Source organism: Limnothrix redekei LRLZ20PSL1 (assembly GCF_043235035.1).
In the GTDB taxonomy this organism is placed as follows: Bacteria; Cyanobacteriota; Cyanobacteriia; order CACIAM-69d; family CACIAM-69d; genus CACIAM-69d.
The window spans coordinates 1-25,457 of record NZ_JAZAQF010000028.1 but is presented as its reverse complement, the minus strand read 5'-3'; the positions used below and the strand labels follow the sequence as shown (position 1 = coordinate 25,457).

Below are 25,457 nucleotides of genomic sequence, written 5' to 3'. Positions count from 1 at the left end.
AGGGCCAGATTGGGTTACGCCTCGGCCAGGGCGGGAGGTTTGCGCTCGGCTTGGAAATGCTCCACCAGCAAGTCCACCAGCACATCGTTCAGGTCTTCGCAGGGAATGCCTTTCATGACCCGATCGCCCAAGTGGGCCTCCTTGCCCACCTTGCCGCCGAGGAAAATGTCCACGGCCTCAACGGTTTTGCCGTCCTTGCGGGCCTTGCTGCCCATCAAGCCGATGTCAGCCACTTGGGGCTGGCCACAGGAGTTGGGGCAGCCGGTCCAGTGAATTCGCACTGGCCGAGGAAGCTTGACCCGATCGGTGACGGCTTGGGCCACGGCCAGGGCACGCTGTTTGGTTTCAATCAGCGCAAAGTTGCAAAACTGCGACCCCGTGCAGGAGACCAGTTCCCGCACGAGGGGGGCCGGGGCGATCGAGAAGGTTTTCAAAAGCGGCTCTTGGGTAAAAACCGCTAACCGGGAATCGGGAATGTTGGGAATGATCACGTTTTGCTCAACGGTGAAGCGCAGTTCGCCGCTGCCGTAGATATCCGCCAACCGCGCCAGATCAAACATTTGGCGCGCATTCAGCCGGCCCACAGGAATGTGTAACCCGGCGTAGTTGAGGCCAACTTGCTTTTGGGCGTGGATGCCGATGTGGTCGCGTTTGTCCCAGCAATACTCATCCTGCTCGGCGGCAGCAATCAAGGGAAATCCCAGTTGCTTTTCCACGGCGGCGCGGAATTTTTCAATTCCCCACTCGTCAATCAGCCACATCAACCGAGATTTTTGGCGGTTGGCGCGGGGGCCGTGATCCCGATAGACCACCAGGATTGCTTCACAGAGGGACACCACATCGCGCGGATCCACCCAGGCATTGAGGGGAATGGCGGGGGCCACGCGGCTGGCGGAAAAGAACCCGCCCACCACAACGTTGAACCCGAGTTTGTCGTCTTTGTAGGCGGGGATGAAGGCGATGTCGTTAATTTCGGCGTGAACCGAGTTGTCGCGGCTGCCGTCGATCGCAATGTTGAATTTGCGGGGCAGGTTGGTGAAGCTGGGGTTGCCATCACCGTTGTTGGTGATCATGTCCTGCACTTTGCGCACCAGCCCCCGGGTATCGATCAACTCGTCGGCATCAATGCCGGCCACGGGGGAACCGGTGATGTTGCGCACGTTGTCCATGCCCGATTGGATGCTGGTGAGGCCGGCGCGATCGAGCTGCTGGAAAATTTCAGGAATGTCATCCAACCGAATCCCGCGTAGTTGCAGGTTTTGGCGAGTGGTGATGTCGGCGCTGCCATCGTCGCCGTAGCGCTCAACGATGCTGGCAAGGACGCGCAGTTGGCCACTGGTGCAAATGCCGTGGGGCAACCGCATCCGCAACATGAACTTTCCGGGAGTGACCGGACGAAAGAACACCCCTAGCCACTTCAGACGGTGATTCAAGTCGTCTTCGGGGAGGTTTTCCCAGCCCAAGCGGGCAAAGGTGGCGAGTTCGTGTTTAACTTGCAGTCCGTCTTTTTCGGCTTTGAATTTCTCAAACTTGGTGAGTTTAGAACTTGCCGGGGCGATCGCTTGAGCCATAGTTACCAGCGAGGGGGTCAATGCCGGTGGGTAAAAACTTCTGACCGCTGGCCGAAGCCAGGGAGTATTCGGTCAGAAGTTGTAGTTGCTAGAGCTGAGAATGGGCAAATGCTAGCGATCGCGCCTTAGGGCTTTTGTAATCCAAGTTACAAAAAACTTTACAGAATCCGTTTTAAGCATAAATTTCATGCAATTTCTGCATTTAAGCACCTGTCAGCCGCTCGATTCCGCCCCGATCGCCCCGATCGCCCAGTCAGCCCCCCCAAAACAACCGATCGCCTTAGCCCAAAACTGAACCAGGCGATCGGCTTCCAACACCGGCAAAGTCCTTAGAAAAAACCTCAGAACGCAGAACTTAGAACGCAGAACTTAGAACTTAAAACGCAAAGGTAGTGCGCACCACTCCCACCACCTGCGTGCCGTTGTCCTCATCATGTTCCGGGTTCACAATCACGATCACGCCCGGCGTGATGGCGATGTTGTCCGTCAGTCGGTGGCGATAGAGGGCTTCCACATGCAACGATGTGTCCCGATCCTCGCGGCTGGCCAAGTCGTTGCGCGTGGCTTTCGGCGGCATCCCCACCACCAGACCGCCCACATTGCCCTCCTTAAACAAGTCCGGGAAAGCCATCGTAACGGCCCAAGTCCAGATATCTGCATTGGCCCCCCGATCGCCCCCCGATTTGGCTTCAGCATCCGTGTAAGCTACCCAACCGGACAAATTGAAACGGGGACTAAATTGCACCGCGCCGATCAGCCCGTAGGAATTGGCAGCAGTATCGACGAGATCGAACGGCCGCTGGGCAAAGGCGCTGCCGATGTTGTCCGTAATGTTCACATCCGCTTCATCGAAATAGGTGTGGGTGAAGGTGAAACCAATGCTGGTGCTGGGGGTGGGCTGATAGAGCAATTGCCCCAAAATGCCATAGCTGCCATTGAACAGCCCCGCCTCATCATCCGGGCTGCTGGCCCGAGGCGCACGGTAGGCCACATCGGCCGACCAATGTTGATTAAAACGATGCTGAATTCCCACACCGGGGCCGCGCAACCCGCGATAGATCGAGCTATAGCGCCCAAACCGGGACAGGGCCCCGGAACTGTCGCTACGCAGGTATACGTTCAGGGGATCCGTGATCCCATCCGTGCCGTGGCCATTGGCAATTAACCAGGCCCGCGTTTGATCGCCCAAGGGAAAGCGGTAGTACAAATCCCCCAACCGAAGCTGGCCGCCGCTGTTGCCGTCAAACCCCAAGCGGGTCATGCTGGTTCCCGTCAAATCGCCGTCGATCGGGAGGATGTTGTTGCTTTGTAGCCGCACCCGCAACTCGTCTTTACCGGTAAAGCTGGTGTTGAAATTCAGCCGCACCCAATAGGCAAAGGTGGCGTTGTAGTCCAAATCGCCGCCGCCCGCTTTTTCGTCGCCCCACACATCGGCCAGGGCAAACATGGCTTCGGACTGGAGCTTGGTGGCCGGCGAAAAGCGGTTAGCCTCCAGCTCTGCCGTGCGGGCTTCCAGGGCATCGACCCGCCCCCGCAGACCGGCCAACTCCGTTGCGAATTCCTCTTGCAGTTTTTGCAATTTCCGCAGGTCTTCCTTGGCAGCGAGCGGATCGGTGGCGGACTTGATTAGCTCATTGATCCGATCGAGGCAGGCATTCAACCCGGCGGCGAATTCATAGCGACTGAGGGGCCGGTTGCCCTTGAACGTGCCATCGGGATAACCAGCAATGCAGCCATATCGCTCCACCAAGGATTGCAGTGCCTGAAACGCCCAATCGGTGGGTTGCACATCCGAGAGTTGCGAAACGGCAGTGACCTGGGCCAGGTCATCAGTGCCGAAGGGATCCGTGCCCAGCAGGTCGGCTTCAGTGGCCACCGTGGGGCGATCGTCCAAGGTCAGCAGGGGAATTTCCGAGGCGATCGCCCCCGTGGGTATTCCCAGAATCAAAGTCAGAAGGGGCAACAGAGCGGAGCTAGAGAGTAGTGGCAGAAAACGATGGGTCATGGGTCAGTCCTTAAGTAATTCCCAATTTGCCGGAGGGAGATGAGCAACCATCTGCGAGCCATAGTGAATAGTTACCCAAAGCGTGCTGTCTCCCCGCCAATGATTCACCTCTGCTACCCCCAAGGGGCCGGATCCGGCTTTTAAGCTGAATGGCGATTTTGGGGTTCATGTCTCGACTGCAACGGTTTGCAGGAGCATCATAGGCTGGTCGTTCAGGAAAGACCGTAGGCTTTGACTGACAAAAAATCCCCAACTTGACGCTGGGGATCAGAGGTTGGGTATTTGGTGTGAGAAATAACCGGTGGGGCGATCGCCCCGAGAGCGCAAATCAACTGCTCTGGAATTGAGCTGGGGGTCAACTGCCCGATCGCCCTAGAAGGAGAACGTCGTGCGCACCACGCCCACCACCTGGGTATCGTTATCGTTGTTATGCTCCGGATTGAAAATCGCAATCACACCGGGCGTAATGGCAATGTTGTCCGTGAGTTGGTGACGATAGAGCGCCTCCAGGTGGAACGAAGTGTCACGATCTTCGCGGCTGTCCACATCGTTTTGGGTGGTCTTCGGCGGCATCCCGAAAATAATCCCGCCCAGGTTGCCTTCCTTGAATAGATCCGGAAAAGCCATCGTGACGGCCCAATTCCAAACGTCGGCATTGGCTCCCCGGTCATCGCCGGATTTGGCTTTGGCATCGGTGTGGCCCACCCAGCCAGACAGGTTGAAACGCGGACTAAACTGCACCGAACCGATCAACCCATAGGAGTTGGCCAACGTATCAACCCGATTAAAGGGCCGTTGGGCAAAGGCACTGCCCACGCCGTCCGTGATGTTCACGTCCGCTTCGTCAAAGTAGGTATGGGCGAAGGTGAAGCCAATGCCAGCGTTTTTGCTGGGCTGATACATGATTTGGCCCAAAATGCCGTAACTGCCGTTGAACAGGCCCGCTTCATCATCCGGGTTGCTGCCCTGGGGCGCACGGTAGGCCAGATCCGCCGACCATTGATCGCTAAAGTCATGTTCGATCGCAAACCCGGGGCCCCGCACACTGCGGTAGATCGAACTAAAACGACCAAACCGCGACAGGGAACCGGAACTGTCACTGCGCAGAAACGAATTCAACGGATCGGCAATGCCGTCAGTTCCTTGACCGCTGGCAATCAGCCACATGTGGGTTTTGTTGCTCAGTGGGAAGCGATAGTGCAGATCGTCCAATCGGAACCGATTGTTGCTGTTGCCATCAAAAGACAGGCGGGTCATGCTGGTTCCCGTCACGGCCCCATCGATCGGGATCAGATTGTTGCTTTGCAACCGCACCCGCAGCTCGTCTTTACCGGTAAAGCTGGCGTTGAAGTTCAGCCGTGCTCGGTAGGAGAACGTGGTGCTGTAATCCAAGTCACCGTCGCCGGCCTTTTCATCCCCAAACACATCGGCCAAGGCAAAAATCACTTCGCCTCGCAGCTTGGTAGTGGTCGAAAACTGGTTGGCTTCCAGTTCCGAAGCGCGGGCTTCCAATGAATCAACCCGACCGCGCAGGGCTGCCAACTCCGCTGCAAATTCCTCTTGCAGTTTTTGCAATTTCCGCAAATCGTCCTTGGCAGCGAGCGGATCGGTGGCGGACTTGATTAGCTCATTGATCCGATCGAGGCAGGCATTCAATCCGGCGGCGAACTCATAGCGACTGAGGGGCCGGTTGCCCTTGAACGTGCCATCGGGATAGCCAGCAATGCAGCCATATCGCTCCACCAAGGATTGCAGTGCCTGAAACGCCCAATCGGTGGGTTGCACATCCGAGAGTTGCGAAACGGCGGTGACTTGGGCCAGGTCATCAGTGCCGAAGGGATCCGTGCCCAGCAGGTCGGCTTCAGTGGCCACCGTGGGGCGATCGTCCAAGGTCAGCAAGGGAATTTCCGAGGCGATCGCCCCCGTGGGTATTCCCAAAATCAGGGCTAAAAAAGGCAGCAGTGAATAATGAGCGAGTCGTGGAGCAAAGGGATGGATCATCAGAAATTCCGAGGCATTTCCTGTGGAGCTAGCGGATAGCTATTCTGTAGGGCTAGCTGGCAGGTAGAATTCGCAGTCAACGCACGAGCACCCAAAACAGAAATCTTCAGATTCATAACCTATGGCGAATTCAGATGTCATCCCAAATTCTGCTAATTTTTACCCTCAAATTCCTTAATTCTTGGTTCGCGTTCTAATTTCAGATCGGTCAATTTTTCTGATTATTTCTGACTTTTTCCTTCATCAAATTCCACTGTGCTTGCTGCTTGCGCATCCTTGGCAGATATCTGGCCATGGTTGATCGTGATGGATTACAGATCCCGATCGCGTATCAATCAAGACAGGGCGATACAGAGATCCGCTGGGCGATTGGAGCCGCTGAGCTGCCACCGGTCGATCGAGTCATGGAGGTGAATTCATAGGCGATAATGGAGGAGACTCTGTACTGAAATTGCTGTCAAGCCACCCCGATCAATTGTCTGCCCGCCTTTGCAGAGAGGCCCGGCCGCCAATCCGTCAGGGCGGCTTGATTTGTGTCTCTACCGGTTGGCTATGACTGCGAATCTTGCTGCTGCGCAAACCCCGTCCGATCGCCGCTCTGAAACTGACTGGCGGCTTTTTTTGCGACTGGTGCCCTACGCCCGTCGCAGCGGCAAGCTGCTGGTTGTGTCGCTGATTTTGTTGCTGCCCTTGTCCTTGGGCAATGCGTTGCAGCCAATTTTGGTGGGTCAAGCCATCTCGCTGATTCGGGGCGAGGCCAGCGCCTGGGATTTTCTGGAAGCGATGCCCCTGCGATCGGGTCTGAACACCGTGGGGCTGTTGGTATTGGTGACGGTGGCGGTGCGGCTGGCGCTCCAAGGACTTCAGGGCTACTTGGTGCAGGAAGTGGGCCAACGGATCACGGCGGATATTCGCAATGATTTGTTCGATCATGTGACCGCGCTGGCCATGCGCTTTTTCGATCGCACGCCTGTGGGTCGGTTGATTACCCGCCTAACCAGCGACGTGGATGCCTTAGGTGAGGTTTTTTCCACGGGCGCGATCGGGATTGTGAGCGATCTGTTGTCGATCGTGGTGTTGGTGGCCACCATGTTGACCCTGCAATGGCAATTGGCGTTATTGCTGTTGCTGATGTTGATCCCGATCGCGGGGGCCATTGTTTATTTTCAAGGGGAATTTCGGAAAGCCAACTATCGGGCCCGCGAGCGGTTATCGGATTTGAATTCGATGCTGCAAGAGAATCTGGTGGGCGTGAATGTGGTGCAATTGTTCCGTCGAGAACGCTACAACGCCAAACAGTTTCGGAAAACCAACCAAGACTATATTCACGAAGTCGATCGCACCATCTTTTTTGACTCGGCCGTTTCAGCCACCCTGGAGTGGATTTCCCTCGTCGCGATCGCCGGGGTGCTTTGGTATGGCGGCGCATTGGTGGCAGGCAAAACGATCGAGTTTGGAACCTTGGCAGCTTTTATTCTCTTTGCCCAACGGATGTTTGATCCCTTGCGAGAATTTGCCGAAAAGTTCACCGCCATTCAAGCGGGATTCACCGCCATTGAACGAATTAACGGAATCTTCTCGGAGCCGATCGAAATCCAAGACCCACCCAAGGTCGATCGCGCCCAATTTGCCAGCCTGAAAACCCGTGGTGAAATTCGCTTTGAGCATGTTTCCTTTGGCTACAAATCCGATGAAATCGTGCTCCATGACCTAGACTTCACCATCCATCCCGGCGAAAAAGTGGCCTTCGTGGGGCCCACAGGCGCGGGCAAATCTTCAATCATCCGGCTACTCAGCCGTTTGTATGAAGTCACCGAAGGGCGAATTTTGCTGGATGGCGTGGACATTCGCGACATGGCCCAGGCCGATTTGCGCCGAGAATTAGGAATTATTTTGCAAGATGGATTTCTCTTTTCCGGCGACGTAAAAAGCAACATTACCCTCGGGGAAAATTACAGCCTGACCGAGGTGCAAGCCGCCGCCGAACGAGTCAGCATTGATGAATTTATCCGGCAATTACCCCAAGGATATGATTCGGAATTGCGTGAACGCGGCACTAATTTATCGGGCGGACAAAAGCAGCTTTTGGCCTTTGCGCGGGTGGCCATTCGGGAACCCAAAGTGCTGATTTTGGATGAAGCTACGTCCAGTTTGGATGTGGCAACGGAAGCGGTTATTCAAGCAGCGGTCGATCGGATGATGCGCGATCGCACGGCGATTATTATTGCGCACCGGCTCTCGACCATTCGCAATGTCGATCGCATCTTTGCCCTCAAACGGGGTCGTTTGGCAGAGTCTGGAACCCACGATCAATTAATGGCTTTGGATGGTCTTTATGCCAGCCTTTATCGATTGCAAATGATGGGGGCAGATGTTTAGCAATGGCTTGATTTTGCTGAGCGATCGATGATTTTGCGCGATCGCCCGGCCCAAAACCCCCAACAACCCCTGCGTAATCCCTGCCGCTGATCTGAATCGACGTTGTAAAACAGAGACAGATTAGACCAACCCCACGGGAGGTTAAGTGATGGAACCGTTGGCAATGGGCGCAGCGGCGATCGGGGTGTTGATGTTGAAAAAATCGGCAGAAACCACCAGCGAACTGTTAACCAAGGAAGTTCTAGAGCCAGTCTTGCCCCAAATCCGAACGGCGGTGGGCGCTTTGGCGGCTCCGGTGCGCGATCGGGTGGCGGCCCTGGGCGATCGAGTGGCGGCGCGGCTCCCGGCGGCCAATCTGGAAAATCCGTTTGAGGATCTGACGTTGTTGGAGGCGATCGTGGTGGAAGAAACGGCCGATCCGGCGGTGGCGGCCACTGTGAACGAGGTGGTGAGCAGCTTACCGGCGATCAACATCAAAATCGATCAGCGTAAACAGCAGGGCAATGTGTTCAACGACCAATCAGCCCCTGTTTTCAACGCGCCGATCACGCAACATTTCAGTTAGTGAGCCAGTCGGTTGGGTTGAGCTTTGCGAAACCCAACGCGATCCATGTAATGCCTACAGACTGACCATGAAAGCCGTGGTATTGGAAACGAATGAATCGATGAGCGATCGCTGGTTTGGGTTGGTGATTCAACAAGGACAGGCGTAAGGCATGGGCGATCGCGTCGAGCAAAGCCACAGCGGCCCGGGCGATAACGTTGCGGGCGATAAGAATATCACCGTCCAGCCCACAAGCCAGCAAGGCATCGTGGGTAACGACTCAACCACGATCAACATTCAAACGGTAGAGCAGCGCTTTGAAGCGAAGACGCTGGAGCCGACGATCGATGGGCCGCCCAATAATTTGAAGGTTTACGGTTTGACGCGCGATCGCTTTGTGGGGCGGGACGCGGACTTGGCGCGGTTGGATGAGTTGTTGCAGACCCAAACCCAAGTGGCGATCGCAGGGGTGAGCGGCTTGGGTGGCGTGGGCAAGAGCGAGCTGGCCTTGCAATATGCGCGGGAGCACCTGGGCGACTATCCCGGCGGGGTGGTGTGGCTGCGGGCGGCGGCGGCCTGTGGGGAGTTGGTGGCCTTTGCCCAGCCCCGTTGGTTTGCCCAAGAGGATTTGACCCATTTGGACACACCAGAAAAGCAGGCGGCCTTTTGCCAAGCCCATTGGCCCAAAACCGCTGACGATCCGCCGGGGCGGGTGTTGTTGATTTTGGATGATGTGACGGATTTTGCAGACCAGGTGAAGGGATTTCCGGTGGTGGGCGATCGGTTTCGGGTGCTGTTCACCAGTCGGGAGCGGTGGCTCGATCAACGATCGCGCCTGGACTTGGGCGTGTTAGAACCGCCGGATGCCTTGACGTTGTTGAGCAATTTTGTTGGGCAAGACCGGATCGCAGCGGAACAGGCAACGGCGGAGAAGCTGTGCGAGTGGCTGGGCTATTTGCCCTTGGGATTGGAGTTGGTGGGCAGCTATTTGGCGGCTGATCCAGAGTTGTCGTTGGCCAAAATGCAGCAGCGGTTAGATCAAAAACGGTTGGCGGCCAAGGCGCTGACCCAAGTGCCCGCCACCACGACGGCCGAGCGGGGGGTGGCGGCGGCCTTTGAGTTGAGTTGGCAAGCCCTGAGCCAGGAAGCGCAACGGCTGGCGGTGTTGTTGGGTTGTTTTGGGGCGGCTCCGGTGCTGTGGGCTTGGGTGCAGGGTTGTTTGCCCAACGACGACGAGGAAGAGCTGGAGGCAGCGCGGGCGGAATTGGTGCGGCTGAGTTTGTTGGAGCGGCTGGGCGATGGGCAATATGGCCTGCATCCGCTGATTCGGGAATTTTTTGCAGCCCAGCGGGCAGGCTGGCCCGAGGGTGGGGCGCTGCAACAGGCGTTTTTGGGGCAAATGGTGAGCGTGGCGAAAACAGTTCCGTCAACGGTGACGCTGGCTGACTTGGCGCGCACCCGCCCCGCCTGGCCACACTTGGCAACAGCAGCGGCAGCCAGTAACGAGATTGCCGACGAGGATTCCATTGGCCCCTTCGTCGCTCTGGCGTGGCTGGCTGAGGGTCAGGGTTTGTGGGACAAGGCTGAACAGTACTACAGTGACTGCTTGAGCGTCACCGAAAGTCGCTTCGGAACCGACCATCCCGCCACCGCTAACATTCTCAACAACTTGGCAGTACTCTACAAATCCCAGGGACGGTACAAGGTAGCAGAACTCCTTCACCAGCAGTCTCTGGAAATCAAAGAACAAGTGCTAGGAGCCGACCATCCCCACACCGCCACCAGCCTTAACAACTTGGCAAACCTCTATGAATCCCAGGGACGGTACGAGGCAGCGGAATCCCTCTACCGGAGATCTCTGGGAATTGATGAGAAAGTCTACGGGCCAGATCATCCCGTAGTCGCCACCAGCCTCAACAACTTGGCAGGACTCTACCAATTGCAGGGACAGTACGAAGCAGCAGAACCTCTCCTGCAGCGATCTCTGGAAATCTGGGAGCAAGTGCTAGGCAGCAACCATACCCACACCGCCACCTGCCTCAACAACCTGGCCAACCTGTATCTATCCCAGAAAAAGTACGAAGCAGCGGAGCCCCTCTTGCGACGATCGCTAGAAATCTGGGGGCAAGTGCTAAGAACCAACCATACCCACACCGCCACCTGCCTCAATAACTTGGCAGGACTCTACCAATTGCAGGGACGGTACGAGGCAGCAGAACCTCTCCTGCAGCGATCTCTGGAAATCTGGGAGCAAGTGCTGGGAACCGACCATCCCAACACCGCCACCTGCCTCAACAACTTGGCAAACCTCTACTATTCCCAGGGACGGTACGAGGCAGCGGAACCCCTCTACCGGCGATCGCTGGAAATCCGTGAGCGATTGCTGGAAGCCAACCATCCCGACACCGCCATTAGCCAAGGCAATTTGGGGCAACTATACATGGCTCTAGAACGCTACTCAGAAGCAGAGAGCTTATTGCTTCTGGCCTTCAAGACCTTTCAGGGCGCTCTCAATTCTGATCATCCCTACGTCAAAGAAACCGTGCGCCGCTTGAATGTTTTGGTACAAACCGTCATCGAAGCCGATCGCGCCGCCGACCTCTCCGACCACCCCCTCACCCAAGCCATCCTGCAACAACTCACTACCCCACCCGAAATCCCGTAGGGTGCGTAGGGCAACGGTTCGCAGGTTCCCGAAATGGGGTTTGTGCCCTACGCACCGCCACCATTGACGCGGCCAAACCGACTCGTGATCCCGAGGGGCGATCGACGGTGCGTGGGAGACAAACCAACCAAACCGTTACCCCGCAAGCGTTCTCCCACACACCCTACCCGATCGCCCCATTGACGCGGGCCGGCCAATGCGCAAGATTTTCTTACCCGATGCGTCTGGGACGAGTTGATCGACGGGATTCAATCGGGGTGTTCGGGAGTGGTTCAATTTCGTAGAGCACCTGGCCATTGCGAACCGCCACAAAGGACAGGGACAGGGGGCCGGCGGTGTAAATATCGCGGGCTGCAATCACCCGCACCTCGACGGGTTGGGTTTGAGACTCCAGCCAGCGCACAAATTGGATCAGGCCCGGCACATTTTCCACCCGGAAGCCATCGGCGGCGACTCCCGCTCGCTGGGCCCGAAACAGGGCTTGGCCCAAGGCGAGTTCCAGGCGATCGCGCAGTTCCGGTTGTGACAGGCTGGCAGGATCCAGGGAAGCCACCGTCAGGGTTTCACGACGGGTAAAAAGAATTTGATTCAGTGCCACATCCAAAACGACGCGGATGGGCGGTTCTTCGCCGGTCAGATAGTTGGCGGTGGAAATCACTTTCACGTAATATTCACGACCATCTCGCACTTGAGAAATCACCTGTTCCACTTCTCCCCGCGAGAGAGAAATGGCCTGTTGATTGGCTCCGATGCCCGGCTGGGTGCGTTCGAGGGCGGCGCGGTTGGCGGCCACTAACAACCGCTCGATCGCCGCTTGGGTCATTTCGGGAGCGGGAATTCGCAAAATGCCGGCCGCCAACACTTCGCCCCGCCGCAGGGCCACGTTTCCTTCTCGCAGGGCCTGGGATTCTCGCTCCAGCCGCCGAACGGAAACTTCTAAGGATTGCAGTTCCGATTGGGCCGACTGAAACCGCTGGTTGGCATCTTGCAGCCGGGATTCCACGTCCTTGAGCCGCTGTTCCCGATCGCGGATTTGGGCGGTGCGATCGCGGTTTTGGGCAATCAGGGTTTGATTCTGGCGATCGAGGGCCGATCGCTCATCCAAAAGGCGCGATCGATCTCCCTGGAGTTGGCGATTTTCCCCCCCAAGGCGTTGCAGGTCACTTTGCAGACTGAGCCGCTCGCCCTGGAGGGTTTTGATGTCGCTCAGCAGTTGCCGCGCTCGGCGGGAAACCTGGGTGAGCTGGGCCTTGGCGAGTCGGAATTGTTTATCGGCCTGGAGCAGACGCTTTTGGGCCACATTGAGGCGGTCTTGGGTTTGGGCTTGCCTGGCCAGGGAGGCTTGCAGCGATCGGTTGATTTGGCTCAGTTCGGCGCGGGCCTGATCCTGTTGGACGCGGGCTTGATCTAGTTCTCGCCGGGCCCGCCCCAGGCGCGTTTGAATTTCCTCGAGTTCAAAAATGCCCGCCAAGAACAACAGGCCCAAGGTGGAAGCGGAAATTAGGCTGCCAGTCACGATCGTGACAAGGGTGGCCGTTTGGCGCGGTCGCAGGTTGAACAGGCTGAGGCGAGCTTTGCCCACGCGGGTGCCGAGCCGATCGCCCATGGTGGCAATCGCCCCACCTAACACCAAGGTGGCTAGCAAAATTAGTACATACCCGATCGTCATCGCCCTCTGTGCGATCGCTCCTTAAGCGGCCTTTGCCCAACAATCTAGGCCTTTGCAATGATAGTTTGGGCGAGGACGTTGGATGGTTAGGTAAACTGGTTCCCCAGGCTCACGGGGTTGTGTACCGTAATTTTCTTTTTGTGGATTGAGATGGCCTTGCGATCGCGCAAATCCCCGAGTAGCCGAGTCACCGTGACCCGCGTGGACCCGATCGCCTCGGCAATGGCTTGGTGAGAGAGCTTCAGGTCGATCGTGATCCCATCGGAGCTGGGAACCCCAAAATCCCGGCACAGAATCAGCAAAAAGCTCACCAACCGAGATCCCATGTCACGGTGGGCCAGGGTCTCGATCATCATCTCCGTTTGCAAAATTCGGGATGATAATCCCTGGAGCATCACCATAGCCAAGTCGGGATCATCCTTGAGGGCCTTTTCCACCCGATCGATCGGCACCGACAGCAACTCCACGGGCGTGAAGGCCACGGCGTGATAGAAGCGATCCGATCGATTGCCCGTCAAGAGCGACAACACCCCAAAAACCGTGTTTTCGCGCAGCAGGGCCACAGTAATTTCCTCGCCGGCCTCGTAGACACGGGAGAGTTTCACGGCCCCTTTCACCAAAAAGTAAACCCGTTCAGCCGGATCACCCGGGAAAAAAATCGTTTTGCCCCGATCAAACCGCTCAGTGGGCGGTGAGAAAGAATCTCCGCTCAGTTGGCGGAAAACAACGGCTAAAGGCTTGTCTACTGATAAGGGCATCTCGCTGCGCCGAACTGCCGAACTACTGAGAAACGTTATACCAAGCGCGATCGATTCGCGCATTTTTTTCGGGTTTGATTTTTTGGGAGGTGGATACAAAACCCAATCTCAATCGATTAGGTTCGCGATCGCCAAGCCCAAAACTCAAAACCCACGAAGGTCTTTCAGAAGCCCCTGACCGGTCTAAACTGATTCAGGTCACCTTCGCAGCACTACAATCTCGAACATTGTAATTCGCTCGTTGTAGCCTCTGATACGGTTTGAGTCAACAACGGGCTGCCAATCCCCATTGAATGGCAACTTTGCAACCCACCACTGCCCCATCAAGCCCCTCGCGCCCGATCGCTGACCCGATCGCCAAGGGAAACGCCCTCGGGACTCGGTGATTGGGATTTTGAGTTGGTGTTGGGATCTTGAGTTGGTGTTGGGATTTTGTGATTTGAGATTCTGTTGCTGAAATTTAGAACACCTATGCTGCTCAACCTCTCTGGAAAAAAAGCCCTCGTTACGGGGATTGCCAACAACCGCTCGATCGCCTGGGGCATTGCCCAGCAGCTCCACGCGGCCGGGGCCGAAATTGCCGCCACCTATCTCCCCGATGACAAGGGCAAGGCCGAAAAGAAAGTGGCCGAGTTGATTGAACCCCTCAACCCCACCTTCCTGGTGCCCTGCAATGTGCAGGACGATGCCCAGGTGGCCGAAACCTTCACCACCATCCAGAGCAAGTGGAGCAACTTTGACATCTTGATCCACTGCCTGGCCTTTGCTGGCAAGGAAGAACTGACCGGAGATTTCAGCAACACGTCCCGCGAAGGCTTTGCCCGCGCTTTAGACATCAGCGCCTATTCCCTGACCAAATTGGCATCGGCAGCCAAGCCCCTGCTAAACGACAACGGCAGCATCATCACCCTCAGCTACCTGGGCAGCGTGCGGGCCGTGCCGAACTACAACGTGATGGGCGTGGCCAAGGCGGCCTTGGAAGCCAGCGTGCGCTACTTATCCACGGAATTGGGTGAAAAGGGAATTCGGGTGAATGCCATTTCGGCGGGCCCCATTCGGACGCTGGCTTCTTCGGCGGTGGGCGGTATTTTGGACATGATTCACCACGTGGAAGAAACGGCCCCCCTGCGCCGCACGGTCACCCAAGTGGAAGTGGGCAATACGGCGGCCTTTTTGTGCAGCGATTTGTCTAGCGGGATTACGGGCCAGGTAATTTATGTGGACGCAGGCTACAACATCGTTGGGATGTAGCTGTTGGCCCCATTCTCCACAGCCTGAGATTCATCCTGGGATTCGCAACCCATAACCCATGGGGGCCGGACGGGCGATCGCCCCTGTCCGCCCCCCTTTCCCGCTCCCCCCTGTTGCCGTTTGCCCTCTGATCGTTCCTCAAATCATGCAAACCACCGAGCCAATCACCGAGCCAATTGCCGAGCCGATGCTCGATCGCCCCGTCATCCTCACGCCCGATCGCACCGCCCGTGTCAGCCGCAAAACCGGCGAAACCGATGTTCATGTCGGTTTGAATTTGGACGGAACGGGCCGTTGCTCTGCCCAGACCGGCGTGCCTTTTTTGGATCACATGCTCGATCAAATTGCCTCCCATGGGCTGATTGATTTGGACATCCAAGCCACCGGGGATGTGCATATTGATGATCACCACACCAACGAAGATGTGGGCATCACCCTCGGCCAAGCGCTGCATCAGGCCTTGGGCGATCGCAAGGGCATCGTCCGGTTTGGGCACTTTGTCGCCCCCTTAGACGAGGCCTTGGTGCAGGTGGCGTTGGACTTTTCCGGCCGGCCCCATTTGAGCTATGGGCTGCAAATTCCCACGGAACGGGTGGGAACCTATGACACCCAATTGGTGCGGGAATTCTTCGTGGCGGTGGTGAATCACTCGCAAATGACCTTGCACATTCGCCAACTGGATGGCATCAACTCGCACCACATCATCGAAGCCACATTCAAGGCCTTTGCCCGAGCGATGCGCATGGCGATCGAGGTGGATCCGCGTCGTGCTGGCAAAATTCCCAGTTCCAAGGGTGTGCTCTAGTGGCAAAGGGGCGATTGATCCAGAAGCGTTGGCTTGAAAACTGGCAGGTAGGTTTGGTGCTGGCTGGGTTCCTGCTGCTGGGGGGCTTGCTAGTGGGGCTGGTCTGGGGGCTGGAAACTCCGGCAGCCCAAGCGGCGGATTTTTGTCGGCCCTGGCATGGTCAGCAAATTTGCATTCTGAAAATTCAGCGCAGTGCCAAGAAACACTGGGAGTTTCGGGCCACGGTGGCGGTGGATGGGGTGGAACGGCCCCGATCGGCCTACAACTGCCGTCGCCGAATTTGGGTTGGGCTGGATGGCATCCGCCATGTGTTTGACCCCCATGGGCCCGGCGAGCTGATTTGCCGTTTGCTGAATCGGGATGATGCGCGCGAGGGTCTCAGCCGAGAATTGATGCTCGATCGCGCTCCCCGTCTCTTGCAGCCGCGCACCAATCCCAGCTCCCTCAGCACCCGATCGGGTGAAGTGGCGACCCAAACCGCCATCACCCAAACCGCCATCATAATTAATGATTGATTTTTGCTAACTCTGCCAACTCTCCTGATCCCAGAGTTGAGGCAGTTTTGGCCTGGCCGATCCCCACCTCAAACAGACCCATGGCAAGCGTGAGGATTGGCCGGGAATTCTTTTGCCTTTTTCTCAAACTTTTTAAAAACTTTCTAAAAGTTTGGGATCGTCAAAAAGTAGTTTGATTTGCATTTAAAACCATCAAAATTCTAGAGGGTTTCTTTTTTGATCAAAGACCATTTATGACGAATGCATGGCACACGACGAATTGCAACAGAAAGTCTTTAAAAATTGTTTAAGATTGGTGAAGCCATTTTTCTCCATTCTTTGGGAGTGTCGCTATGACAGCTCGCGTTACCCGTGGCTTGAGTCCGCTGTCGGTGACAGCTTCGGTGACGGCTGAAGACCAGGCGCTGCTGCGGGACGTATTCCAATCTTTGACTCCGACGAGTTGCCCGCGTCACTACAACTTTCACATGCACACAACGGCCTCCGATGGCCGTCTCAGCCCCACCGATTTGATTAACCAGGCCCTGCAAATTGGTCTCAAGGGCTTTGCCATTACCGATCACCACAGTGTGAATGGCTATCTGGCTGCAGCCAAGGCGCTGCAATTGGCCAAATCAGTGAACCCTGAGCTGGTGGTTCCCCATTTGTGGACGGGGGTTGAAATTAATGCAGGGTTGCTGGGAACCGAGGTGCATATTCTGGGCTATGCCTTTGATATCAGTGCTGACGTGATTCAGCCCTATTTGCAAGGGCGACCCGTGCGCGATGAGTATTACTACGCCGATCGAGTGATTCACGCCATTCAACAGGCGGGGGGCATTGCCGTGCTGGCTCACCCCGCTCGCTATCGCTTGGATGCTAAGCCCCTGATTATGGCGGCGGCAACCCTAGGAATTGACGGGGTGGAGGCTTACTATGCCTATAACAATCCCAATCCTTGGACTCCTAGCCCCGATCAAACCGCCCGAGTCAAAGAGTTGGCGGAACGATTTGGGCTGATGATGACTTGCGGGACAGACACCCACGGGCCCAATTTGCTGTTGCGTTTGTAGATCTCTGTTGGTTGTAGATCTCTGTCGGTCTATTCTGTCGGCTTGTTTGGTCGATTTATTTGGTCGATCGATCTGGATCCAGGGTTACAGGTCTTGATCGGGCGCATGGGTGGGGATGGTTGGCCCTGCGTTCAGGGGGCGATCGCCGGACTTGAGACGTTAATCTCTGAGGCGTTAATCAACGCTCCAACGCTCAAAGTAACGATCGAAATAATGAGCAAATTTGGTCAAAATTTCGCCTGGGCGCTAAACTGCATTCGGCAAGGGGGCGCGATCGCATGGGTCTGAAGTGACACCCAAGACGGGCCAATGTCGATCGCCCAATCAGCCCGGCAGTTTTGGTTTGTTGGAGATCAATTTTGGTTGCTTTGCGTTTGTTTGGTGATGGCCGGAAGTCGGCCCCCGGAAAGCAAATGGCAGCCGTCGGGCTGTTGGGGCTGCTGGGATCGTTGGTGGCGGCGTTGCCAGCCCAGGCCGGACAACTGCTGAATTGGCGGTTTGATCCGGCAAGCAATCAATTGAGCTTCACGACCGATGAAGGGGTGCAGCCCCGGGCCCAAATTGTGTCGGGGCCCGATCGCCTGGCCATTGACCTGCCAGACACCACCTTGGCCCAACCGGTTCAGGAACAGCGGTTTGGGGGCATGGTGCGAGCGGTGCGCGTGGGCCAGCCCGATCGCAACACCACCCGCATCGCGATCGAATTCCAACCGGGCTATCGCATCGATCCCGATCGGGTACGGGTGCGCAGCTTGTCTCCGACCCAATGGACGGTGGAACTGGGCGGAGAACCGATCACCCAGCAGCCTCCCCAGCAGCTTGTGCTTCCTGGCCAGCGGAATCGCCCGCAACCCGCGCCTCCCAATAACCCCAATAATTCCAATAGTTCTGATCGGCCTTGGATTCCCGGCGCGTTGCGAGAGGTTTTGGAACGATCGGGCGGCAATTCCCCGATCGCCCAGGTGGAGGGGGTGGAACTGTCTGAGGGCGGATTGGCCCTGCGGGTGAGCGGCGGAACTCCCAGTGTTACGGTGAACCGCAGCCCCGATCGCCGACAGATCGAAATTTGGTTAGATAACGCTTCGATCGCCAATGGGGTCGATCGACTCGTGGGCGGCCGAGCGGGCGTAACCCGTCTGATCGTCACCCCCCAACGAGGTGGGTATCCGCCTCGGGTGCGAGTTTTGTTGGTGGTGGATCCGAGCAGCCCCGATTGGCAGGCTCGCACCGAAGAGAGCTTGGTGATTGCCCAACCGATCGGCAGCACCACCGCCGTGAATCCCCCCGCTGCCACCCCGCCCACGGCCAATCCTTTGCCGCCGCGGCCTTGGCCCCGTCAACCGGACAACTCTGGCCAATCGCCTGGCTGGGTGAACGATTACCCCGATCCTCGCCTGGGTGGTTTGCCGATGCTGAATCGGCGGGTGCGAATTGTGGTGGATCCGGGCCATGGCGGTCGCGATCCCGGGGCGATCGGGATTGGGGGGCTGCAAGAAAAGCAAGCGGTTTTGGATATTGGTCTACAACTGGCGGCTCTGCTGCGTCGCCAAGGGGCCGACGTGGTTTTGACCCGCGATGACGACACCTTCATCAGCTTGGATGGGCGCACCCAGTTGGCTAACCGCATTAATGCCACCGTGTTTATTAGTGTCCATGCCAACTCGGCGGGCATTAATCGCCCGGACGTGAGCGGCGTGGAAACCTACTACCACCAGTCCGGTGGCCAGTTGGCCCAGGCGGTGCAACAAAGCATCATGCGCGCCTTTCCGTTCATGCGCAATCGCGGGGTGCGCACGGCTCGGTTCTATGTGCTGCGTAACAGTCGAATGCCCTCAATTTTGGTGGAAACCGGTTTTGTGACGGGCCGACAAGATGCGGCCCTGCTGACCAATCCCACTTGGCGATCGCAAATGGCCTGGGCGATCGCCCGAGGGACGATCGAATATCTCAACGGCCCTGGCCGCTAAGCTGCTCTCTCCAAACCATTGGGGGCGGCCAGTCCCGCCGCCGCCAACCGATCGCGCAGGGCCTGGGGATCGGGCAAGGTTGAAAGTTCTGCTTGATGTTCCTGCATAAACACCAGGAGACGATGGGAAATCAAGCCCCGAGCCACCGCCAATTCGCCCAACGTTAGCCACTGGGGATTGCGTTGATAGGCCCGAGCCGCCGCAATCCAATCAAAATCAATCAACCCAGCTCGGTATAGGGCTGCCTCCGGCTTCAGGGTCAGGCCGCCGGACGTGACTGCCAATTGCAACAGCCGCACCATTTGGGCACTCAACCACCCTCGCTCGATCGCCACCAATTCCGGCGATGGGCTGTCACTGGCTTCCAACTCCCGGCGCTGTTGAGGGGTCAACAATCCAGCCTGTTCGCAAAGCTGAACGATCGCCGATCGCGACTGGAGATCCACCCCCGATCGCTCGCCCAACCGTGGCAAAACCGTTTCAAAAAACTGCAAAACCGGCGGCTGCACCACACCCTTGGCTAACAGAATTTGTTCTAGGGGTAGCGGCTGGCGTAGTTCATACCACTCAATTAGCTCCTGCAATTGCCCTTCGGTTAAAAATCCCGCCTCTTGCAGCAAGATTCCGATCGGTCGGTGCAATTGGTAGCGACCCAACAGGGCTGCCCCCAAATCCATAAAGAACGGCAAACTATCCACCAAATAGCGCCGCCAAAGGCGCTTTGGCTCACAGGACAGCCGAAATAGCCACTCCAGACCCACGTGGCTCATCCACCGGGGCGATCGGGGCACATTGCCCGCCTCAAAGTCGATCGTCGCCCCAAAACCAAAGGCCACCGTCACATGTTTCAGCAGATGGCGATGACGATAAAACCACTTTTCTTGTTTGGGTGCGCCAACTCCCACCAGCAGAACATTAGCCCGCGATTGATTAATCAAGTCAACAATTTTGGCGCATTCCGTCGAATCGCGCTCAAAACCAAAAGGTGGTGAATAAACCCCCGTGACCATTTCGCGGCCCACCTTTTCATTAATTAAATGGCGAGCCTTTTCGGCCACTCCCTCCATGGCCCCCAGCAGAAAAATAGTCATCTCTGGATCATGGGCATAGTATTCGTAAAAAACTGGAAAGAAATCGGATCCAGAAATTTTGTCAGTGATGTGGTGGCCCATCAGCTTTGCCACAAAAATTAAAACCTGGCTATCACAAACCAAGTAATCAGCTTTGTGATAGATCGTGTCAAAAACCTCATCTTTCCGAGTTTTAACCAAATGATCAATATTGGGCGTGGTCACCCAACCGCCCCGTTTCAAATTTGCCAACAACTTCTGTTGGGAAATGTTGTCGAGCGTGATGTTCAGAATCGGAACCTTGGGTGCGATGGAGGTCATGGCAGCCTCTCCAAAATAGGTAGTCATTGAGATGTGACATTCAGAGTCATTGTGCAGTGATGAGAGATGGGTGGCCAGTGACTCGAAAGACAAAAACACTGATCTTTCGCGGTATTTGGTCAAACACGCCCGCTGCACTCGTGATATTCATCCGCCCTTGGGAAAGGGCCTCAGGGTTAATTGCCCCATCAGGTCAAAATTGGTCTAATTGCCTAATTCAATTGCTCAGTTGAGCGACCCAATCTGCCTGTTTCATCCAGGGTCTAATCGTGATACCCAATTAATAGCTGTAATTGCCTTGCCCAATGCTGGCTTGCACCCCGAATTCTCATGAAGCTATCATAATGCCCACTGCGATCGGGGACATCAAGACAATCATTTTTCGATCAATCATTCAAAAAGTCTTTAAAAAACTGGTGAATGAATTCCCCCATTTGAATCGAGTCTGAATTGGGGCTGAATTGAGCCGATCAGAGACAATGGGGAAGTTATCCCAAGCCAGCAATTCTCGACTGAAGCCCTTTGCAAGCCCTGTGGTTTTAGGCAGAATGGAGCCGATTAAGGGTGTTTTGACGCGTATTGCGACTAATGTTTCAGCTAGGTGAAGTGCCGGTTATTAACCTATTTGGCGCAGATTTGACGCAGATTTGACGCAAATTCGGCTCTCATGAGGCGCTGAGTTGGCCCTTGGGGGTGGCGGAGGCTATTCGCTCAACCAATCACCACGAAACTCTTTATTTCCCAGGCGATCGACCTATGGCCAACTGCTTCTTAATCTTGCAACCGATGCCGCCGCTACTGCTTGAATCTGGGGCGGTTGAGGTCGCCTTAGGGGTGGAGTGGGCCCTGTGGGGGGTGACGGGCCTGGTGTCGTTGCCGATCGCGATGTTGGCGATCGAGTGTCTGGTGGGAGGGCTGTTGCCGGGTTTTGGCCGATCGCCCTCCACGGCGGGCTGGCGACGGCCCAGGGTAGCGGTGCTGATTCCGGCTCACAATGAGGCGGTCTCGATCGGGACGACCATCCAAGCCATTCAGCCCCAGTTGCAACCGGGCGATCGGCTGTTGGTGGTGGCGGATAACTGCACCGATGCCACGGCGGAACTGGCTCGATCGGCCGGTGCAGATGTGGCGGAGCGCTTCAACACCGAACAGCGGGGCAAGGGCTACGCTCTGGATTTTGGGGTGCGGGTGTTGGCCCAGGAGCCGCCGGAGGTGGTGGTGATTGTAGATGCGGATTGCACCCTGGAGCCAGGTAGCTTAGATCGTTTGGGACAATGGGCACTGAAGCACGATCGCCCGGTACAAGGGCGCTATTTGATGGAACTGCCGCCATCGCCCAGCGCGGCGCGGCGGGTTTCGGCCTTTGCCTTTGCGGTCAAGAATTTTGCCCGATCGGAGGGATTGCGGCGGTTGGGGTTGCCCTGTTTGTTAAATGGAACGGGGATGGCATTTCCTTGGCAGGCGATCGCCCAACTGCCCCTGGCTAGCGGCAATCTGGTAGAGGATATGCAAATGGGCATTGATCTGACGGTGGCCGGCTCGCCGCCGTTGTTTTGTCCCGATGCGCCCGTGACCGGTCGGTTGCCCCAGGCCGAGAGCGCTGCCACCAGCCAACGCACCCGCTGGGAGCATGGTCATTTGCAAACGATGACTTCCGTTGTGCCGCCGTTGTTGGGGCGTGCCATTCGCACCGGCAATGGCCCCCTGCTGGTGATGGGGTTGGATTTGCTAGTGCCGCCCCTGTCGTTTTTGGTGATGATTTGGGTGGGCGCGGCGATCGCAGTGACCGGTTTGGGGGCCCTGGTGGGGCGTTGGCAACCCGCGATCGGGATGGGGGTGTTGGGGTTGGTCTTGTTTGGGGCGATCGGGCTGGCTTGGTGGCGAGTGGGGCGGCCGTTCCTGTCGGCCCGAATGTTGCTGATGATTCCGATCTATGTGCTGCAAAAAGTGCCAATTTATTTGGGATTCCTGAAGCGGCGACAGACGGAATGGGTACGCACGGAACGGGACTAGAACATCATTTTCGATATTTTCGATTTCGATATTTTCGATTTTGATATTTTCGATTTTGATATTTTCGATTTTGATATTTTCGATCACTGTCCCCATTTCCCAATCCAAATTTTCCGAGCATGGAGTGAGTGGGCAACGATGACCGTAACCTTGGGCGTAATTGGGGCCAGCGGGTTTATTGGCCAGCGGGTCGTGGAGATGTTGGCGCAGGATCCGAACTTCACGGTGGTGGCGATCGGGCGATCGGTGCCCAAGCGCGTGCCGGAAGGGGCGATCGCCCGGATCGCTGATGCCACCAAACCGACTTCCCTGGCCCAAGCCCTGACGGGTTGCCAAGCGGCGGTCTATTGCCTGGCCGGTAGTCCCAGTTTTGTGCGCAAAAATGCGCCCGTGGTTTACCAGGCGGCCGCCGATGCTGAGGTGAAACGATTCATCTATCTCAGCAGTGCCGTGGTGCATGGCCAAGCGCCAGCCCCCGGCACCACGGAAAAAAGCCCCCTACGGGACAACTACCCGATCGCCTACAACAACGCCAAGGTGAGGGCAGAGTGGCGCTTACAGGCCGATCGAGCACAGACCAAAACCGAGTTGGTCATCATCCGCCCCGGGATTGTTTGGGGCCCCAAATCCACTTGGATCGAGGCTTTTGCCAATGCGGTCACCGATGGCGTGGCTTACCAAGCGGACTATGGGCGCGGCATTTGCAACAGTGTTTATGTGGATAACTTAGTCCATGGGATTGCGCTGGCGGCCGAAGCGGCCAAGGTCGATCGCGCGGCCTTTTTCATTGGGGACCAGGAAGTGGTGACTTGGGCTGACCTTTATCGCCCGATCGCGGCCGCCCTCGGTCAATCCTTTGATCAACTGCCCAACGTCAACATCGAAGCCTTTCGCCCCAGTGTGAAGGAAGAGGTTCGGGAAACACTGCGGGGAATGCGCTTGGTGGGGACACTGCTATCGGGTTTGCAGGCCCAACGCAAACGAGCTAGCGGCCAGCGGCCGCGCCCGGTTTTGTCGCCTTTGAATCAGGAGCTTTCGGCTCTCTACCGCTGCCAATGGCATTTACCCTTAACAGAGGCGGAAACCCGCTTGGGCTATCGTGCTCCGGTGTCCTTTGAGGAAGGCTGTCGCCGGACGATCGAGTGGTTGCAACAATCCAATCGGGAATCCCTGGGCCATCACTAGTTTTTCAGCCCGTTTTTTTAGCCTAGTAGCACGGCAAGTTTATTTTCACAGGTGAGGTCAAATGACTGTTAACGTGAGTGGACTGTTACTGTTACCGAATCGTTAGGCAGCAAGGGGCTTAAGCCCCTTGTTATTGCGACTGACTCCGCAACATTGCCCTAACGAATTAAGCCTGTCATGCCACTAGGGTTCCCAACCCCAGCACACTAACCCAACTATTTCCACGCCCCTTCTTTACCGTCGCCTATGGCTGGATTAGTCATCCAAGAAACGATCGCCTCATTGATTGAGATGGCGGAACAGGGGTCGATCGACCCGTGGGATGTGCGGGCCGTGGAGGTGTTGGATCGGTACTTGGATCAACTGCAACGGGCGATCGAACCGGTGGCGGGCCAAATGGGCAAGGCGGCCTACGATGTGCACCTGTCTCGATCGGCTCAGGCCTTTGTTTCGGCGGCCCTGTTGGTGTTGATTAAGGCGAACCGGTTGACCCTGGCCGAATTTCCACCGCTGACGGAGGGCGATGATTGGGAAGAAGAAGCGGAAGCTGCCATTGAGGCGATCGCCCGTGGTCGGTTGCCCCTGCATTTGGAACAATGCCTGAAGCGGCGCGGCGTGGCTCCCCAAACCGGCCAACGGCGCGTGTCCTTGGGCGACATGATTGAGCAATTGCAGCAGGTGGCCAGCCTGTTGGCCACCCAACCGGCCCGCCCCCGCAAAACCCGCCGCCCCAACCGTCGCCAAAAAATGCGTGCGGTGCAGCAATTGGCGCACCAAGAAAACCTAGGGGAAGTTTCGGAGGCCTTGGCGGCATTTTTGCGCCCCTTTGGCGATCGATGGCTGAGTTTTGATGAATTGGTCGCTCAAGTCCCCCGCACGGGCCCCCAGGCAATTCCGCTGACGATCGCGCATCATGGGTCAATGGGTCAAGGTGAGCTGCTCAGTGACCAACCCACCAAGAGCGATCGGGCAGGGGCCTTTTGGGCGTTGCTGCTGCTGGCATCCCAATCGAAGGTGGAATTGGATCAAACGGAGTTTTATCAAGACCTGCGGGTGCGATCGCTGCCGGATCCTTTGCCGCCCATTCCAGACCCTTAACTCCACCTATGTCACCGCTCGATCGCCCCAGTGAACCCGACCCCATGCCCACCGCCCGATCGCCCCGTGTGGATTGGATGCGATGGCTGGCTCCCTTCTATGGCCTGTTGTTTTGCGGCATTCTTTGGCTGGCCTACACGGGAAATCTGCCCAGTTTTTTAGGCAAAATTCCCCACTACGACATCCCCGGCCACATCATCCTTTACGCCATGGGCAGCTACCTGGGCCACCGCTTCAGCCACTGGAAAACCATCCGTCTGGGCGGCCGCGCCTGGCCTCTGTTTCCCTTGGGCTTTGCAATTTGGACGGCGGCGGAAGAATGGTTACAAAGTCTGTCCTCCAATCGCACCTTTAGCGGGGTGGATTTGGTTTGCAGCTTTCTGGGCATTGGGCTGGGTTGGTGGTTGGCTAATCGCGATCGCCCGGTTCAACCCTGAAGATTCCTGGTTGGGTTAGCAACGATTAGACCTCTTGCACGAATAGAATAGCGGTGTAGAAAGTCGCTGTCACCACCCTCGGGAGATGCTCTACGAAAGCCTCGCCTCGCTACCCCCATCACAGTTCCGCCGTGCCTGTGGCTTTAGTCGT

19 protein-coding genes are annotated in these 25,457 nt (G+C 56.8%); 12 read left to right on the top strand and 7 right to left on the bottom strand.

The features are described from left to right. Nucleotides 1–14: 14 nt before the first annotated feature. The 3 genes from VPK24_RS04735 to VPK24_RS04725 all read right to left on the bottom strand — a co-directional run bounded on the left by VPK24_RS04735 (nt 15) and on the right by VPK24_RS04725 (nt 5,577). Nucleotides 15–1,571 (bottom strand): ferredoxin--nitrite reductase, encoded by a 1,557-nt coding sequence (locus VPK24_RS04735; protein ID WP_393010951.1) that lies wholly within the window; start codon nt 1,569–1,571, stop codon nt 15–17. Nucleotides 1,572–1,947: 376 nt separating this feature from the next. Next, complete coding sequence (locus tag VPK24_RS04730; RefSeq protein WP_393010950.1) at nt 1,948–3,576, bottom strand: iron uptake porin; 1,629 nt, start codon at nt 3,574–3,576, stop codon at nt 1,948–1,950. A 372-nt stretch (nt 3,577–3,948) separates the two neighbouring features. Next, the gene (locus VPK24_RS04725; RefSeq protein ID WP_393010949.1) at nt 3,949–5,577 is read right to left on the bottom strand and encodes an iron uptake porin; all 1,629 of its coding nucleotides are present in this window, start codon (nt 5,575–5,577) and stop codon (nt 3,949–3,951) included. Nucleotides 5,578–6,129: 552 nt separating this feature from the next. Here VPK24_RS04725 and VPK24_RS04720 point away from each other — a divergent pair. The 3 genes from VPK24_RS04720 to VPK24_RS04710 all read left to right on the top strand — a co-directional run bounded on the left by VPK24_RS04720 (nt 6,130) and on the right by VPK24_RS04710 (nt 11,165). After that, complete coding sequence (locus VPK24_RS04720) at nt 6,130–7,956, top strand: ABC transporter ATP-binding protein (RefSeq protein WP_393010948.1); 1,827 nt, start codon at nt 6,130–6,132, stop codon at nt 7,954–7,956. Nucleotides 7,957–8,104: 148 nt separating this feature from the next. Beyond that, a complete protein-coding gene (locus VPK24_RS04715) occupies nt 8,105–8,521 on the top strand; it encodes a hypothetical protein (protein ID WP_393010947.1) in 417 nt (138 codons plus the stop codon). 151 nt (nt 8,522–8,672) lie between these two features. Continuing rightward, a complete protein-coding gene (locus VPK24_RS04710) occupies nt 8,673–11,165 on the top strand; it encodes a tetratricopeptide repeat protein (RefSeq protein WP_393010946.1) in 2,493 nt (830 codons plus the stop codon). A 47-nt stretch (nt 11,166–11,212) separates the two neighbouring features. Here the strand turns inward: VPK24_RS04710 and VPK24_RS04705 are convergent, their stop codons facing one another. The 3 genes from VPK24_RS04705 to ntcA all read right to left on the bottom strand — a co-directional run bounded on the left by VPK24_RS04705 (nt 11,213) and on the right by ntcA (nt 13,592). Next, on the bottom strand, nt 11,213–11,362 hold the full coding sequence (locus tag VPK24_RS04705; RefSeq protein WP_393010945.1) for a hypothetical protein: 150 nt from the start codon (nt 11,360–11,362) through the stop codon (nt 11,213–11,215). 14 nt (nt 11,363–11,376) lie between these two features. Continuing rightward, nucleotides 11,377–12,834, bottom strand: coding sequence for a DUF3084 domain-containing protein (locus VPK24_RS04700; protein ID WP_393010944.1), 1,458 nt, complete (start codon nt 12,832–12,834; stop codon nt 11,377–11,379). 86 nt (nt 12,835–12,920) lie between these two features. Further along, nucleotides 12,921–13,592 carry a global nitrogen regulator NtcA gene (ntcA, locus tag VPK24_RS04695; protein ID WP_099533558.1) on the bottom strand — a complete coding sequence of 224 codons (672 nt, stop codon included), beginning with the start codon at nt 13,590–13,592 and terminating at the stop codon, nt 12,921–12,923. A gap of 474 nt (nt 13,593–14,066) precedes the next feature. Between ntcA and fabI the strand changes: the two genes are divergently transcribed. The 5 genes from fabI (at nt 14,067) to VPK24_RS04670 (ending at nt 19,182) form a co-directional block, all read left to right on the top strand. Then, complete coding sequence (fabI, locus tag VPK24_RS04690) at nt 14,067–14,843, top strand: enoyl-ACP reductase FabI (RefSeq protein WP_393011193.1); 777 nt, start codon at nt 14,067–14,069, stop codon at nt 14,841–14,843. 187 nt (nt 14,844–15,030) lie between these two features. Beyond that, nucleotides 15,031–15,648: an imidazoleglycerol-phosphate dehydratase HisB gene (gene hisB, locus VPK24_RS04685; RefSeq protein WP_099533559.1), complete on the top strand. Its 618-nt coding sequence runs from the start codon at nt 15,031–15,033 to the stop codon at nt 15,646–15,648. Then, nucleotides 15,648–16,163 carry a hypothetical protein gene (locus VPK24_RS04680; RefSeq protein ID WP_393010943.1) on the top strand — a complete coding sequence of 172 codons (516 nt, stop codon included), beginning with the start codon at nt 15,648–15,650 and terminating at the stop codon, nt 16,161–16,163. The genes hisB and VPK24_RS04680 overlap by 1 nt, the downstream gene beginning before the upstream one ends. A 332-nt stretch (nt 16,164–16,495) precedes the next feature. Next, nucleotides 16,496–17,215 carry a PHP domain-containing protein gene (locus VPK24_RS04675; protein ID WP_393010942.1) on the top strand — a complete coding sequence of 240 codons (720 nt, stop codon included), beginning with the start codon at nt 16,496–16,498 and terminating at the stop codon, nt 17,213–17,215. 359 nt (nt 17,216–17,574) lie between these two features. Beyond that, nucleotides 17,575–19,182, top strand: a complete 1,608-nt coding sequence (locus tag VPK24_RS04670; RefSeq protein WP_393010941.1) for an N-acetylmuramoyl-L-alanine amidase — start codon at nt 17,575–17,577, stop codon at nt 19,180–19,182. Here VPK24_RS04670 and VPK24_RS04665 read toward each other — a convergent pair. Further along, nucleotides 19,179–20,573, bottom strand: coding sequence for a WecB/TagA/CpsF family glycosyltransferase (locus VPK24_RS04665; protein WP_393010940.1), 1,395 nt, complete (start codon nt 20,571–20,573; stop codon nt 19,179–19,181). The genes VPK24_RS04670 and VPK24_RS04665 overlap by 4 nt on opposite strands. 756 nt (nt 20,574–21,329) lie before the next feature. Here VPK24_RS04665 and VPK24_RS04660 point away from each other — a divergent pair. From VPK24_RS04660 to VPK24_RS04645, 4 genes are all read left to right on the top strand, one after another. Further along, nucleotides 21,330–22,586 carry a glycosyltransferase family 2 protein gene (locus tag VPK24_RS04660; protein ID WP_393010939.1) on the top strand — a complete coding sequence of 419 codons (1,257 nt, stop codon included), beginning with the start codon at nt 21,330–21,332 and terminating at the stop codon, nt 22,584–22,586. Nucleotides 22,587–22,724: 138 nt separating this feature from the next. Continuing rightward, nucleotides 22,725–23,771 (top strand): NAD-dependent epimerase/dehydratase family protein, encoded by a 1,047-nt coding sequence (locus tag VPK24_RS04655; protein WP_393010938.1) that lies wholly within the window; start codon nt 22,725–22,727, stop codon nt 23,769–23,771. Nucleotides 23,772–24,017: 246 nt separating this feature from the next. Next, entirely contained in the window at nt 24,018–24,869 is an 852-nt protein-coding gene (locus tag VPK24_RS04650) for a segregation/condensation protein A (protein ID WP_393010937.1), read from the top strand. Nucleotides 24,870–24,877: 8 nt separating this feature from the next. Next, the gene (locus VPK24_RS04645) at nt 24,878–25,306 is read left to right on the top strand and encodes a hypothetical protein (protein WP_393010936.1); all 429 of its coding nucleotides are present in this window, start codon (nt 24,878–24,880) and stop codon (nt 25,304–25,306) included. Nucleotides 25,307–25,457: the final 151 nt, after the last annotated feature.